This window comes from Micromonospora yasonensis, from assembly GCF_026013475.1.
Taxonomy (GTDB): Bacteria; Actinomycetota; Actinomycetes; order Mycobacteriales; family Micromonosporaceae; genus Micromonospora; species Micromonospora yasonensis.
The window spans coordinates 45300-63281 of record NZ_JAPDPH010000006.1 but is presented as its reverse complement, the minus strand read 5'-3'; the positions used below and the strand labels follow the sequence as shown (position 1 = coordinate 63281).

Sequence of the window (17982 nt, the reverse complement as noted above, 5' to 3'; positions counted from 1 at the left end):
GAGTCACGGCAGAATCTCGACGTACCCGTCGGTTCCGTGCACGCGGATCCGCTGCCCGTCGGGGATCAGTCGGGTGGCATCTACCACGCCGACGACGGCCGGCAATCCGTACTCCCGTGCGATCACCGCGCCGTGCGTCATCAATCCTCCGACCTCCGTCACCAAGCCTGCGATGGCGACAAAGACAGGCGTCCAGCTGGGGTCTGTGTGGGGCGTGACGAGGATGTCGCCCGGTTCGAGATCGGCCCGTGCCATGTCCAGGATGACGCGGGCCCGCCCTTCGACGGTGCCGGCGGAGACCGGTAGGCCGATCAGCGCGCCGGCCGGCACATCGTCGCGTCGGTACGCCCCGGCGATGACCTCGCCGTCGGACGTGAGCACCCGGGGCGGCGTGAGCGCTTGATACGACCTGAACGCGTCCTTGCGCCGGCCGATGAGCTGGTCATCCACGCGGTTCGTGCGCACGACGTCGTGGAGCTCGTCGAACGTGAGGTAGAAGATGTCCTCCTTCTCACGAAGTACCTGGGCCTGCACGAGGCGCTCGGCTTCTTCCAACAAGGCCTGCTTGTACACGAAGTAGCGGCTGACCATGCCGTACTTCGGATACTCCCGGTACCCGATGAAGGTCCGGACCCGGTCGATCTTCCGTTTCGTCTCTTCGGCCTTGCGCTCCCCGTCCGGCAGGGCCCGCAAGCGCTCCAGCAGCTCCTGCTCCTTCTGCCAGGCCTCCTGCCGGCCTTGCTCGAAACGCCGCTCGCCGGCTCCCGGCTCGAAGTTCTTGATGTTGCCGAGGATCATGGGCACGAGCGTGGAGGGGCGTTCGCTCCAACGCGGCCGCGTGATGTCGATCTCGCCGACGCAGCGCATGCCGTACTTGTCGAGCCAGGCCTCGATGGCGTCTCGCGCTTCCCGCCCGCCCGCGAGCTTGGGCAGCTCGTCCAGGAAACCCTCGTCCTCGACGTGCTGCAGAAACGCCACCACGTCCGGATGCGGTCGGATCACGTCAGCGACGTCGAGCAGAGCCAGCCCCATCTCCGACGTGACGTTGTGGGGCACGGACTGTGTGAGCGTGTCCGCCGCGTTCTTCTCGCCCAGCCACGCCTCCAGCTGCTCGTTGAGCCACCACGTGGCCTCCATCGCCGACATGAACACCTGATGGCTCTGCGGATCGAACAAGATCCGCTTCAGCTCCTGGATGTCCGCCCGGATGAAGTCGAGCAGCGCCTCTCCGGACTTCGTACGGATGTCGCGTTCCGAGACGGCGATGGATGCCTCGCTGCGCCCGATCAGCTCGGTGACGATGGCCGGATCGGTCTCCATCGGGGCTGGCACGCCGCCCAACAGTGGCCTGGGGGGACCCTCGTCAGGGAGCGGCCGGATGAAGCCGTCGCGTTTGAGGATGGTCTGCACCGCGTCCTTGGTCAGCGGATCGGATCTCCCCATCAGCTCCAGGAGGCCGGCGCGGCTCGCCGGCGAGGCCAGCCTTTGGGTGACGTCGACGAACAGGCGGCCGCCGGCCTCGGCCATGGGCGCGGGGGTCGTCATCTGCCAGAAGGAGAGCCCCAGGGGCTTCATGGGGTCGGTCATCATCTGCTGGTGGCCGACGGAGAGATAGACGCGGTTCTCCCGGTCGCCGGTCTCGGGGATGGGGAACAGCGTGGTGATCGGCCGGCTCTGGACGATCTGGAAGCCGTCGTCGACCAGGCACCATTCGATGTCCTGGGGGCGGCCGAAGTGGGCTTCGATCCGCCGGCCGAGCTGCGCGAGCCGCACGACCTGTGCATCCGTCAGCGCCGGCTGCTGCTGCCGCTCGGGCTCGATCGCCACGTCGCGCGTCCCGCCAGCCGGCACGGCGAGGATGGCACGCTGCTTGGCGCCGATCGCCTTGTCGATGATCTCACCGTCGCGCACCTTGAAGACATCCGGGTTCACCAGGCCGGAGACCAGGGCCTCGCCGAGGCCGAAGCTGGCCTCCACGGAGGCGACCTTCCGGTTGCCCGTGATGGGGTCGGCTGTGAACAGGATGCCGGCCACCTGCGGGAAGACCATCTGCTGCACGACCACGGCCATGTGGACCGTACGGTGGTCGATGCCGTTGCGCAGGCGGTAGGTCACGGCCCGCTCGGTGAACAGCGAGGCCCAGCACCGGCTGACGTGTTGGAGGATCGCCGCCGGCCCCACGACGTTCAGGTACGTGTCCTGCTGGCCGGCGAAGGAGGCCGTCGGCAGGTCCTCTGCCGTCGCGCTGGATCGGACGGCGTAGGCAGCTCGCTCCCCGAGTTGGGTGACAGCCCGGGTGATCGCCGCCGCCACCTCGTCGGGGACGACAGTCGCTTCGATGGTCCGGCGGATCTCCGCACTGAGCGTGCGGATCGTCTCCCGGTCGTCCGGGTTCAGGCGCGACAGCTGATCGAGCCGATCGTCGATCGAGGGCGTTTCGGCCATGATCCGTCGGAAGGCGTTTGTCGTCACGCAAAAGCCAGCCGGCACGCGGATGCCGTCGATCCGCGACAGCGCCCCCAGGTGCGCGCCCTTGCCGCCGACGAGCGCGACCTGCATCTCGTCAACCTCTTGGAGACCTAACACGTACTGCTCGATCACCGCGATACCTCCAAGGCAGCCGTCGTCCGCCGCACTCCACTGACCGCGCGGATCACCGACGTCTCGAGCTCCGTCGAACCTGCTGAGGTCGTCCTCATCTCTCCCTGCCTTCCCCTGTGACCATCGGCTGGCCGCTCCGCCCATTCCGGCTGCGCACACACCCACATCCCCGCGCCGATCGGCCGCAACCGCACCCCGAACGCGACCAGCGGCTCGACGTCGCCGCGCCGCCCACACACGCACGTCGTGCCTCAAATCCGTCCCCCGTTTTGGGTCCGGCCGACGATTCTGCGGCAAGCCCCGGGCCTTGCGGCAAGCCCCCCAGTGCGATATACGTTAAAGTGGGATCGTTCTCCTTGTTTGTCTGCTGCGGACTGAAACCGTTCTTGGCAGCGCTGCCGCGGCGCGAGCGGCGATACACATCGTCGGCCCAGAATGATGTGCATCGGCCTACGGACGCAGCCGCGGAACGAGACGTCTTCCCCTTCTTCGGCAAGACGCGAACGTCGAGCGCACCCCATTCCTCCTCACATGCTGTCTGCCACGGCGATACGGCATCGTCTGGATCACGCTGCAGCAAGCTGGCCAGCCCGGCCGCGACGAGCGGCGGGTGCGGCAGGAGATCGCACGCGAGCGTGCCCGCCCGGACAAGGAGCGCCAGCACTAGGCGAACGCCCTCGCCGCGCTGCGGGCCAAGGGCGATGTCGATCACCCGCTTGACGACCTATGGATCGGAGCGTGATCACTCCGGACCGGTTAGGTCGAGCCGGACCAGCCGATGGCGCACGGTCGCCATGTCCAGTAGTCGCCAGCGATCATGCTGTCCGCCACCGCCACGGCTCGACTATGAAAGGGGAATGCCCCTCTGACCATGGGAGTCCCATGACCATGCCACTCTCGGCCCTGCACCGGACGAGCACCGCCTCCGTCACCTCGCTCGCCGTCGTGGTCGGCCTGCTCACCGCCGCGCCGTGGTCCGCGGCGAACGCGGCGACCTCCACCGCCGGCCACGTCCCGGCGTCGGCCGAGCGGGTCGTCTCCGTGGGCGGCGGAGCCGAGGTCGCCCTGACGCCGCTCGGAGACACCGGCGCCACCTCGCTCGCCGCGCTGCCCGACGCCGACGGTGTGACTCCGGGCCTCGTCGTCGCGACGAGCAAGACTGGCACGACCGTCCAGACGACCGATGCCGCCAGCACGCCGACCGTGATCGAGGGCCGCGCCGCCCTTCTGAACGCCGCCGCTGCCGACCCCGTGCCGCTGCGCTTCTCCGCAGTGGGCCGGGACGGCCGGACCGCCCAGGCCTACATCACCGTGTTCGACCTCGAGCACGGCGCAACGTGGACCCGACAGTTGGTCACCGACCCGGCTCCGGGCGACGAGTGCTCCGCAGCCACCTTCGCCCGGACCACCTGCGTGCTCGTACCGCCCGGCGCTTACTCGGTGATGGCGTTCATCACCACCCTGCCCGCCGAGCAGCCGACCATCGGAAGCAGCCGCACCTTCCAAAACATTTCGCTCGTGGGCGAGCCGGAGACGACGGTGAGCGGTGAGCGGACCTTCGCGTTCGACGCCCGCGACGCCCGGCAGCTCACGATCAAGACCCCGGGGCGCAGCACCAAGGTGCCGCCGCAGGGCGCGATCCTCATCGGCTACGACCGCACCGCCGCGAACGGGTCCGCGGTCCACCTGGACATGCGCCCGGCATACCTCCTCGACCAGCACTTCTACCTGCAGCCCACGCCGCCGGTGTCCATCGGGACGTTCCAGGCGCGCACCCGGGTCCGGCTGGAGGCGCCCGACATCACCCTGTCCGCGCCGACCGCGCCGACCCTCCACCCCGAGTACGTCGACCGGACCTGGTTCTCCGACGTCTTCTCGGACTTCCCGGTCGTCAACGGCCGGTCCCACCTCCCCGTGGTGAACGTCGGCCACGCCACGGCGGCCGATCTCGCCGGCCAGCAACTGCACGGCGCGCTGGCGCTGGTCACGCACTCCGCCGACATGTCGATCGCGGAACAGTCCAACAACGCCGCCGCACACGGTGCTGGCGTGGTCGTGATCCGCAACGACGGCCCCGGTGACATCAGCGACCCGGGCGGCACCGGGGTCAAGCTGCAGGTGCCGACGATCCGGCTGGACCGGGCGGAGGGTCTCGCACTCGCCCACCTCCCTAAGGGAGCCATGGTGACCGTCGACGGAGAGCCGGCCAGCCCCTATGTCTACGACCTCTACCTGAAGGAGAAGAACCGGATCCCCGAGGACCCCACTTACGTTGCCCTGCCCGAGCAGCTCGCCACTCAGGTGCGTCAGGTGTACGGGCAGCCGACGCTTCCCTCGACGTTCTCCGAGGCGGCGTACCCGTGGCAGCCCGGCAACTCGTTCGTCGTCTCCACGGTGTTCCCCCTCGCGGGCGGGCCGCGTACGCGCACCGAGTACCGCATCCCCGACCCCGACACGGCATGGAGCTACGCCCAGTTCGCTCCGGAGTCCTCCTACAACGCGATGTTCCCCAAGGCGCCAGTGCTGCCGATGAACCTGACCATGCCTGGGCGCCAGGCGTATTCGGACCGCGAACAGGACCAGCTGCCCTTCGGCCGGGCACCGATCGCGGCGGCCCCCAATCCCGCCCTGCCCGTCCAGCGCGCCGGTGATCAGCTGCGCGTGGCCGTTGACGGCTTCACCGACGCGGACGGAAACCACGGAACGGAGTACACCCACCCGAGTGGGGTGCACACCCATCTCGAGATCAGGGCCGACGGCGCCCTGGTCAGGGAGACCGACAACCTCCCCTCCGGCACGGTCCGGCTTCCCGCCGGCGAGTCTCGTGTCTCGATCTCGTTCACTGCGGACAACCCGCAGGCGTGGAACGAGCTGTCGACACACACCGACACCGCCTGGAGCTTCCCGTCGACGACGACCGCCGGGGGAGCGGCGCAGACCCAGCCGCTGCTGCTGCCGGACTACGACGTCGGCGTCGACCTGCACAATCGGGTCCGCGCCGACCTCCAGGGGCGAGTGGCGTTCGACCTGCGGCTGCGGCACCCTGACGGCGTACCGTCCACGCCGATCGGCGAACCGAGCGTCGACGCGTCGTACGACGACGGTGCGACCTGGCAACCGGCGGCCGTCACCCGCGGTACGAACGGCTGGCGCGTCGAGCTGCCGGCGGGCAGCGGCCTGGTGTCGCTGCGGCTGCACGCGGAGGACACCGACGGCTCAACGGTCGACCAGACGATCGTCCGGGCCTTCGACGTCGTGCACTGAGCTGTCGAGCCAACCGAGCCGGACCGCCTGTACGCCCGCCTGAAAGCGCGTGCGGACGTGCAGGTGGTCCATCAGCTCGGCGATCCGGCGGCTGAGCGTGCGGGTGCTGGCGCCCAGCCGCCGGGCGACCGCGTCGTCCTTCGCGCCTGAGGCGAGCAGCGCGGCGAGCTGGCGATCGCTGAACCTGCCCTCCTGTGCCGGTGCGACGATCGGCGTCGCCTGCGCCCAGAGCAGCTCGAAGAGCTGGACCAGCGCGTCGAGCAGGGTCGAAGGCCGGATACAGACCGCCGCGTCGGCGCTCTGCGCGCCAACCGGCAGGATCGCCAACCGGCGGTCGCCTATCGCCAGCTTCATCGGGAGGCCGTTGTGCACCCGGGACTGCTCACCCACGCCGGCAGCGTCCTGGACCTCCTCGAGCGCACCCGGCAGCTCCAACGCCTCCGGGGCGTAGATGCCGCGCACCCGCACCTTCGCGCGCAGGAGCCGGCGGACCGAGTTGTCCGACCGCCGGGGATCGGCGACGTACGGCGGGCGATCGAGCACCATGAGCTCGTGCCGGGTGGTGCTGAGCAGTTGCTCGAACCGGGCAGCGATCGCTGCCCGGCCGACCAGCACCTCGATGATCTCCTCCGGGCGGTACCGCTCCTCGGCGGGCATCTCGGCGAGCAGGGCGCGCGCGGCGAGCTGCGTGCGCGCCAGCTCTTCGCGGCGTCGGTCGACCAGCGCGTCGACGGCCACGTCCGGCCGCGCCGCACGCATCCTGGCGGGCTGGCCGGGCAGCCGGTGCACCAGACCCAGCTCCTCGAGCCTGGTCAGCGAGCGGCCCACCTCGGCCGCGCCACGGTCGAGTGCTGCGGCGAGGTCGCGCTGCGATGCCTCGGGGCGAGACAGGAGTTCGCGATAGACCCTCTCGTCCTCGGGGCGGACACCGATCGACTCGAGCACCCACCCATCTTCCCCCGATCGGCCAGGCGGCCACCCAGGCACCCGTCCGTCGGTGGCTAGGGCTGGCGTGGCGCACCATTACGTCCTACTCATCCGGTTCCCCGGCGATAAGCAGGTCGAACACGTCGGTCACCGCCGAGCTTCAGGGAGTCCACCGGAATACGGCCGCAAAAGGCCAGGACCAGCTCACTGGCCGGGCCCGGGCGGAGGCGTCGGCCGCATCGGGGTCCTCGCCGGCAGCGGTGGCGGGCATTGTGCCGGGTGTGGGCAGGCGGGCGGCCCGTGCGCTGCCGGGTGGAGAGCCAGAGGCGCCAGGAGCGGCCCTCGGTGGTGTGGTAGTCGACGGCAGGCCCGTTGCGGGCCTGCCGTCGTCGACTACTTCAGCGTGATGGTCAGGGTGTGCTTCCCGCTGCTGGCGTCCACGACCACCTGGACGCCACGGTCGGTCTGCACGGTGTGGTAGCTGGCGTTGCGCCCGTCGAGCTGGACCTTCGCCACGGTCGTGCCGGACGGTAGCACCGCGCCGAGGGTCAGCTGACAGGGCACGGCGGCATCCACCGTGACCTGCAGACTCGAACCGCTACGCGTCTCGGTCACGTCCACGTGCCCGGTACCGACCCTGATGTTGCTGCCGGAGATGTGGTGCTGGCCGGGCGGCAACTGCGGAACCACCGACAACTGGCCCCGCCCGATGTCGGGGGCGACGCCGAGTTGCTGGTTGATCACTGGCCAGAGGGTGCCGTACGAGCCCCAGGTCTGCAGCACGCTCGATCGGCTGAGGAAGTCGTGCTGCATGTTCGACCCGAAGTCGGGCGACGGAGAGATCTCCGGCATGGCACCGGGCATCTCCCACACCGTCGGGTCGAGTTGGGTACGCGCGTTGGCGTTCGTGTAGTGCCGCTGCTGGGTCAGCCGGCCGTAGTTGCCCTCCGCCACTGCCATGACGGCGGCGCCCAGCGTGAAGATGTTCCGTTCGGACTGCATGGAGGAGACCACGCTGTCGCAGGACGGCCCCTTGTTGCCGGCCGGGTCGCTGGTCGGTCCGGTGCCGGTGTGGTACAGGCCGAACTCGCCGGTGTAGCAGTCACGTTCCCGCTGGGCCAGCCCGGTCTCGGCATGGTCGGTGGCCGCGAGCGGGTTTCCCGGAACGGTCGGTCCGGCGATCTGACCGGGTCCGCCCGACCGGCCGGGCAGCACAGCCTCCATCGGCGTGACGCCGGTCCAGTACCGCTGGAACAGCTTGACGTCGCCCGGATCGGACAGCGAGTCGGCGTAGCCCTTGGCATCGCCCCCGTACCACCAGGCCTTCTCGAAGATCTTCAGGCGGTGCCGTGCCTGTTCGGTGGCCCAGGCGGCCGTGGCGGCGTCGTTCTTGGCGGCGGCCAGGTCGGCCAGGTCGAGCAGGCCGCGGATGGTGTACACCGCGACGTCGAGCTTCTCCTGGCCCATGCCGGCGCGCTCCACGTTGCCGGAGCCCTCCGGCCAGCCGTCGCCGTCGTCGTCCAGCGCCACGGCGTAGCGCATGTTGCGCACCGCGAAGTCGTACATCCGGTCGCGGAAGGCGTTGTCGCCGGTCCACCGCCACACCAGCGCGACCGCGCTGGGGAACTTCACCGTCTCGTCGGTGTTTCCGGGGTCGGCGTTGGCGCCGTAGTACACCTGACCGTCCGGGGTGACCTCGTGGACCACCTTGCCGGAGCGGTGGTTGGCGATGTCGCTGACGTCACGCAGCGCCGTCAGGTGGCTCTTGACGACGTCGAACTGCCCTGCCGCCACGGCGGGGAACGCGCTGTACTCCCCGTCCGTGGCGAACAGCCACGGGTAGTCCGGCCAGCCGGCACCCAGCCACCGGGCCACCGCGACGGTCCCGGACGGCGGCGGGTACTGCCGGCCCTCGTTGCTGGGGAACACCCTCAGGTTGCGGGACTCCTGGACCGAGTCCGCCACGTTCTGCTTGGACCACTCGACGCTGCGCGCCAGCATCGGGTCGCCCGGCAGATCCACCTTGCTCTGCGCCGCGAGCGTCTGCCGCGCGGCCAGCTTCGCGGCGGCGGCGCCGGCCGGGTCGCGCAGGGCCTGCGTCAACTCGGCCTGCGCTGCGGTCGGGCCCGCGTCGGATCCGGCGACCGCGAACCACACCGTGCGGCCACCGGCCGGCACGGTCACCGGGTACGTCAACTCGCCGCCGGTGCCCTTGCCGTACGGTCCGTCGTCGCAGACGGCCGGCTGGGGGTCGCCGCAGACGACGTCGCCCTGTGGCCCCCGGAACCCGGGACCGAGGGTGGCGGCCGAGGGCGTCAGCGTGCTGCCAACCATCGCCGCCCAGTCGTGCGCCGGCGCGTCCGGCACCGGCGGGGTGCCGTTGTCCCGGAACACCAGGTTGCGCCCGTCGAAGGAGCCGGAGTCCGGCAGGTTGAACTGCGCCTGGCTCGGCGACGTCCAGCCCCACGGGTACGCGGACAACAGCTCAGAGTGTGCGTGGACGGTCAGCTTCACCTGCGAGGTGCCGCCGCCCGCCGCGCCGGGGAGGTTCAGACCGACGAGCGTGGCCCGGCCACCGTCGGGTACCACGTCGAGTCGCCGGACGGTGGCGCCGTTGCCGGCCACCATGTCCATCCGGGTGTACCCCTGGCCGCTGGTGAACGTGGTGGTCTTCAACCACTTGCCGTCCACGGCAAACCACAGGCCATCGAGCAGCTTGATCGGTGGCGACCAGAAGCCCCCCATTTCGCCCCGGATGTGCCAGCCGGTGCCGGGGTACGTGCCGTCCGCCGCGCCGACCTCGTAGGCGCGGTCGCCGGTGACGACGAAGCGGCGATTGCTCAACTGGGTCTTCTCGGACAGTTCCGCGCCGCCGCTGCCAGTGGCGACGACATCGCGGCTCGGGGCGAGTCCGGTCCGCGCGGCCGATGCCGGTGCAACGGTGACGCATAACGCGAGAGCGGTGCCGGAGGCCAACGCGATGGCGGCGGCCCGGGCCCGCGGGCGCCTCCATGGTGGACTGATCCGGCGGATGGAGTCGATCATGCGGTCCCCCTCGGGATGCGCTGACGAGTCCCGCTCAGCCTCGTGCAGGCACAGATGCGGCGCAACCCGACATCGACCTCGGTACCGGCGTGACAAGGCGGCGAAGCTGACCCCACGGTGGGGCGCACGTTCAACCCCGACGGGTCGGTCCTGGTCCCCGGCCAGCAGACCTTCAACCAGTGCGGTGTGGCGAAGTGGTCCTGCGTGACGGCGCCGAGCAACGGCATCAACAGCACGACCGTGTCGGTCGTCAACGGTGTGCCCGAGCCCCGTCAGCGACGCGGCGGGCAGCGCCGTGCTGAACCCCACCCGGGGCCAGATCGTGCAGGTGCCCGACAGCCGCAACGGCTGGCACACGGTCAGCCTGCGTGAGGCCATGAAGGGCCCGGGGCAGTTCCTGGGGCCGTTCGTGGCTGACCTGCAGGGACAGAATGACGTCTGGTCGAACGACATCTCCGACGTCGCGATCCGGGCGCGCCAGCAGGAGGACGTCGCCGAGGCGGCCGCCTGGGCGGCCACCAAGGCCGCCAAGGGGTGGACGAACGGCCTGCCCGCCGACGCGAGCGACGTCGACAAGTCCGACTACGCCATCGGGATGCGGCGCGAGCAGGCCCGCAATGCCCGCGTCTACGAGGGCAGCCTCACCAAGCAGGGCGGCGGCACGCTGTTCCTCACGGGCAACAACACCTGGCACGGCACGAGCAGCGTCGAGGCCGGCAAGCTGTCGATCATCGGCTCGCACGCCGGCGCGATCGACGTATGCGGCGGGACGCTCGGCGGCAGCGGCAGCGTGGCGGGCAGCATCAACGTCACCGGGGGCGTGCTGCAGCCCGGCCTGACGTCGGAGGAGGCGGCGCAGATCACCGACGTGCCCGTCACCGCTGGCAACGTGCTGAGCGTCGGCGGGAACGTGAACGTCGGCCAGCAGGGTCGCCTCGCCGTGACCATCTGGGCGACCACGACTGCACCAGCGTCCGCGCCGTGGGTGAGCTGGCGCTCGCCGGCGAGCTGGACCTGGACGTACGCGGATCGCTGACCCCGGGCACCGTGCTGACGATCATGAGCGGCAGCTCGATCAACGGCAGCTTCCACGCGCTGCCCGAGAACCGGGTCCTGAGCGCGGGCGGTTACCTGTTCCGGGTGTCCTACCCGAACAACAGCATGACCCTGACGGTCCTGCGCGCGCTGCCGCAAGCGAACTAATCCCGCAAGGGTTCCGACGATGAGCGGGTGGGGCCGCGACGCCGCGACCGGCGTCGCGGCCCATCGGTTCGGCAGCACATCCCCCCGGCACCGGCCCAGGCCCAGCGTCCGTACGAGCCGTCAAGGTCCGCCTGACGAGGCGGGCCGGGCGGCGGCCCGCTCCCTGGAGGGGCGGGTCGGCGGCAGACAGTGACGGCAGCAGAAGCGGGGGTCGGGATCGGGCTCAGGTCACGCTGTGCGCTGACGCATTCCGCGGGCGACTCGGACAGCGAGCCAGATGCCGCCGGCCAAGAGACCCAGACCGAACAAGGCGGTGACAACCTCATAGGCCCGATCAGCATCGCCGAGAGGCGGCCCATCCGGCGGCAGACCATCCCAAGCGCTCCACGAGCCGTAGACAAACAGCACACCGACAACTGCCAACGCGAGCGCCACAAGCAGAGACGCGGCCCGCCCGATCCACATCAACATCGCAGCAGTATTGCAGCAAAGGCCGCCTCCGGCGGGGCCCCGAGGAGTCCAGGATGGACCTGCCGTACAGCCGAGGGCCAGTAGCCGGAAGCGGGGTCGGCCGTAGGACATCGCACTGCCCGGGAGAGGGTTATCCCGTGGTCATGCCGACGATGAACGGGAGTGTGGCGATGGAGAGCAGTGTCTGCGCGCCGGTGATGGACGCCATGAGGCGGGTGTCGCCGCCCATCCGTCGGGCGAGGACGTAGGCGGAGGGTGCGGTCGGGACAGCGCAGATGATCGCGATGCTGGTGAGCGTCGCGCCGCTGACCCCGAGGGCTGTGGCGATGGCGACCGCCGCGAGGGGCAGGGCGACGAGCTTGAGGGCGGATGCCGAGAGGATGTCGACGACATCGCGCCGCCGCGGGCGGAAGGTGATCGCCGCACCTGCTGCCAGCGTTCCGCACACCAGCGCGGGGGCGGCGAGCATGTCGAGGGTGGTGGCCAGGAACGCGGGCAGTCTGAGGTGGAGCAGGTTCAGGGCGAGGCCGGCCGCGCAGCCCTGGATGAGGGGGTTGCCGGGAAGTTCGCGCCAGAGCCTTGGCCGGTCACGGTCGTCCCGGCTGCCGTGTCGTGACAGGACGCTCACCGATATGACGTTGACGAGCGGGACCATGACGGCGGCGGCCAGGGCGAAAGTGGCAACTCCTTCCGGGCCGTAGGCGGCGGAGGCGAACACGAGCCCGATGTAGGTGTTGAGGCGGATGCTGCCTTGGACCAGCGAGGTCAGTTGCGGGCCGTTCGCGCGGAGCGGGCGACGCAGCGCGATGACGAGCACGGAGACGACGACGACCGGGACGGCCAGGCTGGGCAGCAATGCCGCCGGCGAGGCCGCGGCCAGGTCGGTCGCCCCGATCGAGGTGACGAACAGCGCGGGCGTGAAGACGCGGTAGCTCATCCACTCGATGCCGCGCCAGAATCCCGGGTCGGTCACCAGCCGCCGGCGCAGCACTGTGCCGAGACCGAGCAGCAGCACGATCGGGGCGACCGCCATGACGACGAGATGCATGTCAACGACTGTGTTGCAATGGGTCAGTGCAGTTCAACCATGACAACATGACCGGGGCCCGTCTCGCCGCCGATCTCGCCAACCTCGTGGTCGAGGGCCGGCCCGGCATGAGCGGAGTCGGGGCGGGTGAGATCGAGGCGGTCCTTTGCAGGCATGAGATCCGCCGACCGTCGCTCACGACCCGGCAGGCGGAGGTGCTGCGGGTGTGGGGTGTGCGGCTGCGAGGCGTGTTCGAGGCGCGCGGGACCGACGAGCGCTGTGCGGCGATCAACGCGCTGCTGGGCGACGGGACTGCCGGGGTTTTCCTGACCACCCACGACGGGCTGCGTCCGCACCTGCACTTCACGCCCGAGGACGATGATGTCGTCGGCCGCGTCCGAGCGGTCACGGCCGGCGGTCTGGCGATCTTCGCGGTTGAGGCGGAAGGGCGGCGTCTGGGCGTCTGCGCCCGGTCGACATGCGTGACGGTATTCCTCGACACCAGCCGCAACGGGCGTCGTGAATACTGCTCGGCCCGGTGCGGCAACCACGACGCCGTGCATCGCCATCGAACCCAGCGCCGAGCGGGCAGATGATCGATGACCAGGACACGTCCAGGCCGTCAGCAAGCCGTCGGAGGCCGACCGTGAGCGACCAACGACGACACGTCTGCCCAGGTGGCAGGGCATGGTCGACCGGTCTCCGTGCCGCGTTTCACGCCGTCGAGCCTCGCCGACCAGCGTTTCGTCGTGATCGGCGGGGAGCTATCTGACGTCGACCCCGACACGGGTTCAACGCGCCCCACGGTCCGCCAATGCAACGGCGTCGGTCGCCGCGGTGACCGGCTGGTGTGTATCGGGCAGGTCGACGTCGTACCGGCGAAAGCGATCTTGTTTGTTGTCGAACGCGCAGGTCAGAGGTAGCGTTCTGAACATGTTTGGACAGGTGCTCAAGCTCAAACACGAGCGGGTCGCCGAGCAACTCGCCCGGGAGATCCGAGGAGGCCGGCTCGCCCACGGCACCCAGTTGCCCGGCGAGCACACGCTCGCGACCCGGTTCGATGTGAGCCGGAACACTGTCCGCCAGGCCCTCACCGAACTCAGCCGGCGCGGGCTGATCGAAACCCGCTCCGGCAAGGGCTCGTTCGTCACGTTCGACGGCCGGGCAATCGACGACCGGCTGGGCTGGTCCCGGGCCCTGGCGGAGCAGGGCGTCTCGACAACCGTACGCGTCCTGCGCCTCGAGCTGGTCCACGAACCCGAGCTGGCGGAGCGGTTCGACCTGCCGGCCGCCGAATGCGTCGCGGTCGACCGGCTCCGGTCGCTCGACGGAGGCCCAGCGATCTCGATCGAGCGGAGCCGGATCCCGGCCGTCGGCCCGTTGCGCGAGCTGCCCGAGCGCGGTCTCACCGGATCCCTCTACACGGCGCTGCGCTCGGCCGGCCTCGTTCCGACACAGGGCGAGGAGTGGGTGGAGCTGGCCCAGGTTACGCAGGCAGACGCACAGTTGCTCGGCTGCGCCGCCGGCAAGCTCTTCCTGCACACCCGCCGGCTGAGCCGGGACGCGCGCGGTGAGTTCGTCGAGCACGTGGAGAGCCTGCTGGACCCCGATCGGTTCCGGCTGCACCTGCGCTTCGGGGAGGCGTCGGAATGAGCGCGCCGACCCCGGCCCGGCCCGCGACGATCGAATCGCGGGCCGTCGCGGCCCTCACCGGGCTCGCCGTCGGAGACGCACTCGGCATGCCGACCCAGTCCATGCCGCGAGAACAGATCGTCGCCCGCTACGGCCGGATGGCTGGCTTCGAGCCGGGGCCCGCGGACCAGCCGATCGCGCCCGGAATGCCCGCCGGCACGGTGACCGACGACACAGAACAGGCACTCCTGCTCGGGCGGCTGCTTCTCGACGGCCGAGGCCACATCGACGGGCATCGCCTCGCCCGGGAACTGCTCGCCTGGGAGGACGACATGCGCCGACGCGGCTCGCTGGACCTCCTCGGCCCGTCGACCAGGGCCGCGGTCGCGGCCGTGGCCGCCGGCCGCCCGCTCGAGGAAGCCGGCCGGTTCGGCACCACCAACGGGGCGGCGATGCGGATCGCCCCGGTCGGAGTCGCCGTACCCGCAACCGACCTGGATCGGCTCGTCGACCGGGTCGTCGAGGCCAGCTGGGTCACCCACAACACCGGCGTCGCCCTGGCCGGCGCCGCCGCCGTCGCCGCCGCGGTCAGCGCCGGCCTGGACGGCGCGGACACCGCGACCGCGACCACGACCGCCGTACGGGCGGCGCAACTCGCCGCGGGTCGCGGCAACTGGGTCGCGGCGGCCGACATCTCGGCCCGGATCGCCTGGGCCACCGACCTGGTCGCGGGTCGGACGCCGGAGGCGGCCGCCGACCTGATCTACCGCCTCGTCGGGACGAGTGTGGCAACCCAGGAGTCCGTTCCGGCCGCTTTCGCGGTCCTCGCCGTGCACCCCGACGACCCATGGCAGGCCTGCCTGCTGGCCGCGGGGCTCGGCGGCGACACCGACACGATCGCCGCCATGGTCGGCGCCATCGCCGGCGCCGGCCACGGTGCCGAAGCATTCCCGGACACCGCGCTCCAAACGATCGAGAAAACCAACCACCTCCTACTGCCAGAAATGGCGACACGCCTGCTCGCCCTCCGTCAGCCCCGCTGACGCCGGTACGCAGGGAAAGGCAGGACGACGATGTCCACGACCAAACCGGCCGGCACGATCCCGGCCGACGCCAACCGGGTCGGTGCCATCGAGACCAGAGGCATCGAACCCGTGCCCCCCGCCGAGCGTACGGGCCGACCGGGCCAGCTCTTCTGGGTCTGGTTCGCGGCCAACATCTCCATCCTGGGACTGCCGCTCGGTGCCACCCTGGTCGCGCTGCGCGGCATGAACATCTGGCAGGCGCTGCTGGTCGCCGCGATCGGCTCCTTCGGCTCCTTCGCCCTTGTCGGCCTGATTAGCGTGGCCGGGAAGCGGGGCGGCGCACCCAGCATGACGCTGTCCCGCGCGGTCTTCGGACCCCGCGGCAACCACGGGCCGACGGTGGTCTCGTGGCTGTCCCGGGTCGGCTGGGAGACGGTCAACACGACCACCGCCGCGTATGCGCTGCTGGCGCTGCTGAACATTGCGTTCGGGCTCACGGCGAACCCGGTGCTGACGGTGATCTGCCTGCTTGCCTTCGTGGCGGCCACCCTGGTCGTCTCGGGCCTGGGGCACGCCACGCTGGTCTGGATCCAGCAGTGGGCGACCTACGTCTTCGGCGCGTTGAACATCCTGGTCGCCGCGTTCCTGATCACGCGGGTGGATTGGCAGGCCGTGCTCGACGCCCCGGCCGCACCGCTGAGCGTCGTCATCGCCGGGATCGGCGTGATCGCCGCCGGCACCGGGATCGGGTGGGCGAACGCCGGTGCCGACATGGCCCGCTACCAGCACCGCGACGTACCGGGCGGACGGATCGTCGCGGCAGCCTCGACCGGCGCCGGAATCCCGCTGTTCCTGCTCATCGGGTTGGGTGGCCTGCTCTCGGCCGGCGATGGCCACCTGGCCTCCGCCAGCGACCCCGTCTCGGCGATCCAGGTGATGCTTCCGTCCTGGATGGCGGTGCCGTACCTGCTCACCGCGTTCGGCGGACTGCTGCTGTCCAACAACCTCTCGGTCTACTCCGCCGGCCTGACTATGATCACCCTCGGTATCAGGACCCGCCGGGTGGTGGCCGTGGGCCTGGACATCGTGCTCACGCTGGCCGGTGGAATCTACTTCATGCTGATCGCCGGAAACTTCTACGGACCGTTCATCACCTTCATCTCGCTGCTCGCCGTACCGATCACCGCGTGGGTCGCGGTCTTCCTGGCCGACATGCTCTTCCGTCGCGAGTACGACCCGCGTGGACTGATGGACACCACCCGTACCAGCGTCTACTGGTACCAGGGCGGAATCCGCTGGGCAGCCGTGCTGCCGTGGCTGGCCGGCACCGTCTTCGGTCTGCTCTTCACCACGGCCTCGACCTCGGCGGACGACGTCTGGTTCAGCGGCCCGCTCGCGAACTCCTGGCTCGGCACGAACGGCCTCGGTTGGATCGCGGCCTTCGTCGTCGCTGGTGCCCTGTACCTGCTGCTCGCCGCAGTAGGCGGCCGGCGCGGCGACGACCCAGGACGCGCCCGGCCCGAGGGGAAGACGCCGGCCGGCGGCCGGACCGTCGCGGAGGCACGGCCGTGACCGCGCGGCCGGCCCGGCTGGTGCACACCGGCAACGTCGTCATCGACGTGGTGATGTACCTGCCACGGCTGCCCGAGTCCGGCGGGGACGTGCTCGCCTCCGGCAGCCGGATCACCGCCGGGGGCGGGCTCAACGTCATGGTGAGCGCCGCACGCCAGGGCCTTCCCGTGGCGTACGCGGGGGTGCACGGCAGCGGACCTTTCGCCGACCTCGCCCGCGAGCAGCTGACCCAGGCCGGCGTCGAACTCGTGCAGCCGGCGCTACGGGACGTCGACACCGGGTTCAGCGTCGCGCTGATCGACCCGACCGGAGAGCGCACGTTCGCCACCAGCGTCGGCGCGGAGGCGCGCCTCGGATCGGCGGACCTGGCCCGGATCGACCTGCGCCCCGGCGACGTCGTGTACATCTCCGGTTACAGCCTGGCCTACCCGACCAACGGCCAGGCCCTGGCGGCCTGGCTGCCGACGCTCGCCCCGGAGGTCACCGTCGTCGTCGACCCCGGTCCGCTGGTCGCCGAGATACCCCGGCCCGTCCTCGAATCCGCGTGGAAACGTGCCGACTGGTGGAGTTGCAACGAACGGGAGGCGCGGATACTCACCGATCACGCCGATCCGGAAACGGCCGCGGCGTCCCTGGCGACGCGCACCGGGCGCGCCGGCGTGGTGGTCCGCACCGGGCCGCAGGGCGCCGTCCTCGCCACGAACAACCGGTCGGTGCGGGTGCCAGCCTTCCCGGTGACCGCCGTGGACACCAACGGCGCCGGGGACGCCCACGTGGGCGCCTTCATCGCGGCCCTCGTGGGCGGTCTCGACCCGGTCCAGGCCGTTCGGCGCGCCAACGCCGCCGCGGCGCTGGCCGTCACGCGCCACGGGCCCGCGACCGCCCCCACCGTCGGGGAGGTCGACGAGCTGCTCGCGATGTGCGCAACTCAATGACCGCCCTGCCGGGGTGCGCCGCCGCGATTGGTGGCGGCGCACCCCGGGCGCCGGAACAGGTCCGGCGTAGGCCCTGCGCCGATCACCAGATCCGGTCGCCGCGAGGATGCCGGCCGGGCATCGGCGAAGCGGCGGCGGCCCGGGGCAGGCCGCCCCCGGGCCGTCGTATCCGGGGTTCCCGTCCCGGCGCTCGTCTTCCGCTGATCAGACGGCGCAGTGAGGGCGGGTGCGTCCGGCTCGACGGCCCAGCCGCGCCGCTGTATGCAGGTGGCGATGTGAG

13 protein-coding genes are annotated in these 17982 nt (G+C 70.7%); 8 read left to right on the top strand and 5 right to left on the bottom strand.

What is annotated here, in order from left to right; genetic code table 11:
- Nucleotides 1–3: 3 nt before the first annotated feature.
- Complete coding sequence (rph, locus tag ONA70_RS02760; RefSeq protein WP_265004715.1) at nt 4–2601, bottom strand: rifamycin-inactivating phosphotransferase; 2598 nt, start codon at nt 2599–2601, stop codon at nt 4–6.
- A gap of 882 nt (nt 2602–3483) precedes the next feature.
- Between rph and ONA70_RS02755 the strand changes: the two genes are divergently transcribed.
- On the top strand, nt 3484–5865 hold the full coding sequence (locus ONA70_RS02755; protein WP_265004714.1) for a PA domain-containing protein: 2382 nt from the start codon (nt 3484–3486) through the stop codon (nt 5863–5865).
- Here the strand turns inward: ONA70_RS02755 and ONA70_RS02750 are convergent.
- Nucleotides 5818–6810 (bottom strand): helix-turn-helix domain-containing protein, encoded by a 993-nt coding sequence (locus ONA70_RS02750; protein ID WP_265004713.1) that lies wholly within the window; start codon nt 6808–6810, stop codon nt 5818–5820. The two genes, ONA70_RS02755 and ONA70_RS02750, sit on opposite strands and share 48 nt — an antisense overlap.
- Before the next feature lie 375 nt (nt 6811–7185).
- Nucleotides 7186–9837 carry a glucosidase family protein gene (locus ONA70_RS02745; RefSeq protein ID WP_265004712.1) on the bottom strand — a complete coding sequence of 884 codons (2652 nt, stop codon included), beginning with the start codon at nt 9835–9837 and terminating at the stop codon, nt 7186–7188.
- 256 nt (nt 9838–10093) lie between these two features.
- Between ONA70_RS02745 and ONA70_RS02740 the strand changes: the two genes are divergently transcribed.
- Together ONA70_RS02740 and ONA70_RS02735 are read left to right on the top strand one after the other, a co-directional pair.
- Entirely contained in the window at nt 10094–10873 is a 780-nt protein-coding gene (locus ONA70_RS02740; protein WP_265004711.1) for an autotransporter-associated beta strand repeat-containing protein, read from the top strand.
- On the top strand, nt 10819–11040 hold the full coding sequence (locus ONA70_RS02735) for a hypothetical protein (RefSeq protein ID WP_265004710.1): 222 nt from the start codon (nt 10819–10821) through the stop codon (nt 11038–11040). Before ONA70_RS02740 ends, ONA70_RS02735 begins: the two co-directional genes overlap by 55 nt.
- 228 nt (nt 11041–11268) lie before the next feature.
- Here the strand turns inward: ONA70_RS02735 and ONA70_RS02730 are convergent, their stop codons facing one another.
- On the bottom strand, nt 11269–11511 hold the full coding sequence (locus ONA70_RS02730) for a hypothetical protein (protein WP_265004709.1): 243 nt from the start codon (nt 11509–11511) through the stop codon (nt 11269–11271).
- Nucleotides 11512–11641: 130 nt separating this feature from the next.
- Nucleotides 11642–12559: an AEC family transporter gene (locus ONA70_RS02725; protein WP_265004708.1), complete on the bottom strand. Its 918-nt coding sequence runs from the start codon at nt 12557–12559 to the stop codon at nt 11642–11644.
- Nucleotides 12560–12585: 26 nt separating this feature from the next.
- On the opposite strand from ONA70_RS02725, the gene ONA70_RS02720 reads away from it, so the two are divergent.
- The 5 genes from ONA70_RS02720 to ONA70_RS02700 all read left to right on the top strand — a co-directional run bounded on the left by ONA70_RS02720 (nt 12586) and on the right by ONA70_RS02700 (nt 17702).
- On the top strand, nt 12586–13134 hold the full coding sequence (locus tag ONA70_RS02720; RefSeq protein ID WP_265004707.1) for a CGNR zinc finger domain-containing protein: 549 nt from the start codon (nt 12586–12588) through the stop codon (nt 13132–13134).
- 337 nt (nt 13135–13471) lie between these two features.
- Nucleotides 13472–14191: a GntR family transcriptional regulator gene (locus ONA70_RS02715; RefSeq protein WP_265004706.1), complete on the top strand. Its 720-nt coding sequence runs from the start codon at nt 13472–13474 to the stop codon at nt 14189–14191.
- Nucleotides 14188–15213 (top strand): ADP-ribosylglycohydrolase family protein, encoded by a 1026-nt coding sequence (locus ONA70_RS02710; RefSeq protein ID WP_265004705.1) that lies wholly within the window; start codon nt 14188–14190, stop codon nt 15211–15213. Before ONA70_RS02715 ends, ONA70_RS02710 begins: the two co-directional genes overlap by 4 nt.
- Before the next feature lie 30 nt (nt 15214–15243).
- Nucleotides 15244–16767 carry a purine-cytosine permease family protein gene (locus ONA70_RS02705; RefSeq protein ID WP_265004704.1) on the top strand — a complete coding sequence of 508 codons (1524 nt, stop codon included), beginning with the start codon at nt 15244–15246 and terminating at the stop codon, nt 16765–16767.
- Complete coding sequence (locus tag ONA70_RS02700) at nt 16764–17702, top strand: PfkB family carbohydrate kinase (RefSeq protein ID WP_265004703.1); 939 nt, start codon at nt 16764–16766, stop codon at nt 17700–17702. The genes ONA70_RS02705 and ONA70_RS02700 overlap by 4 nt, the downstream gene beginning before the upstream one ends.
- Nucleotides 17703–17982: the final 280 nt, after the last annotated feature.

Coding starts and splice junctions, on each gene's coding strand:
- ONA70_RS02710 (WP_265004705.1), top strand. CDS start 14,188: ATGAGCGCGCCGACCCCGGCCCGGCCCGCGACGATCGAATCGCGGGCC.
- ONA70_RS02705 (WP_265004704.1), top strand. CDS start 15,244: ATGTCCACGACCAAACCGGCCGGCACGATCCCGGCCGACGCCAACCGG.
- ONA70_RS02730 (WP_265004709.1), bottom strand. CDS start 11,511: ATGTTGATGTGGATCGGGCGGGCCGCGTCTCTGCTTGTGGCGCTCGCG.
- ONA70_RS02745 (WP_265004712.1), bottom strand. CDS start 9,837: ATGATCGACTCCATCCGCCGGATCAGTCCACCATGGAGGCGCCCGCGG.
- ONA70_RS02715 (WP_265004706.1), top strand. CDS start 13,472: ATGTTTGGACAGGTGCTCAAGCTCAAACACGAGCGGGTCGCCGAGCAA.
- ONA70_RS02725 (WP_265004708.1), bottom strand. CDS start 12,559: ATGCATCTCGTCGTCATGGCGGTCGCCCCGATCGTGCTGCTGCTCGGT.
- ONA70_RS02755 (WP_265004714.1), top strand. CDS start 3,484: ATGACCATGCCACTCTCGGCCCTGCACCGGACGAGCACCGCCTCCGTC.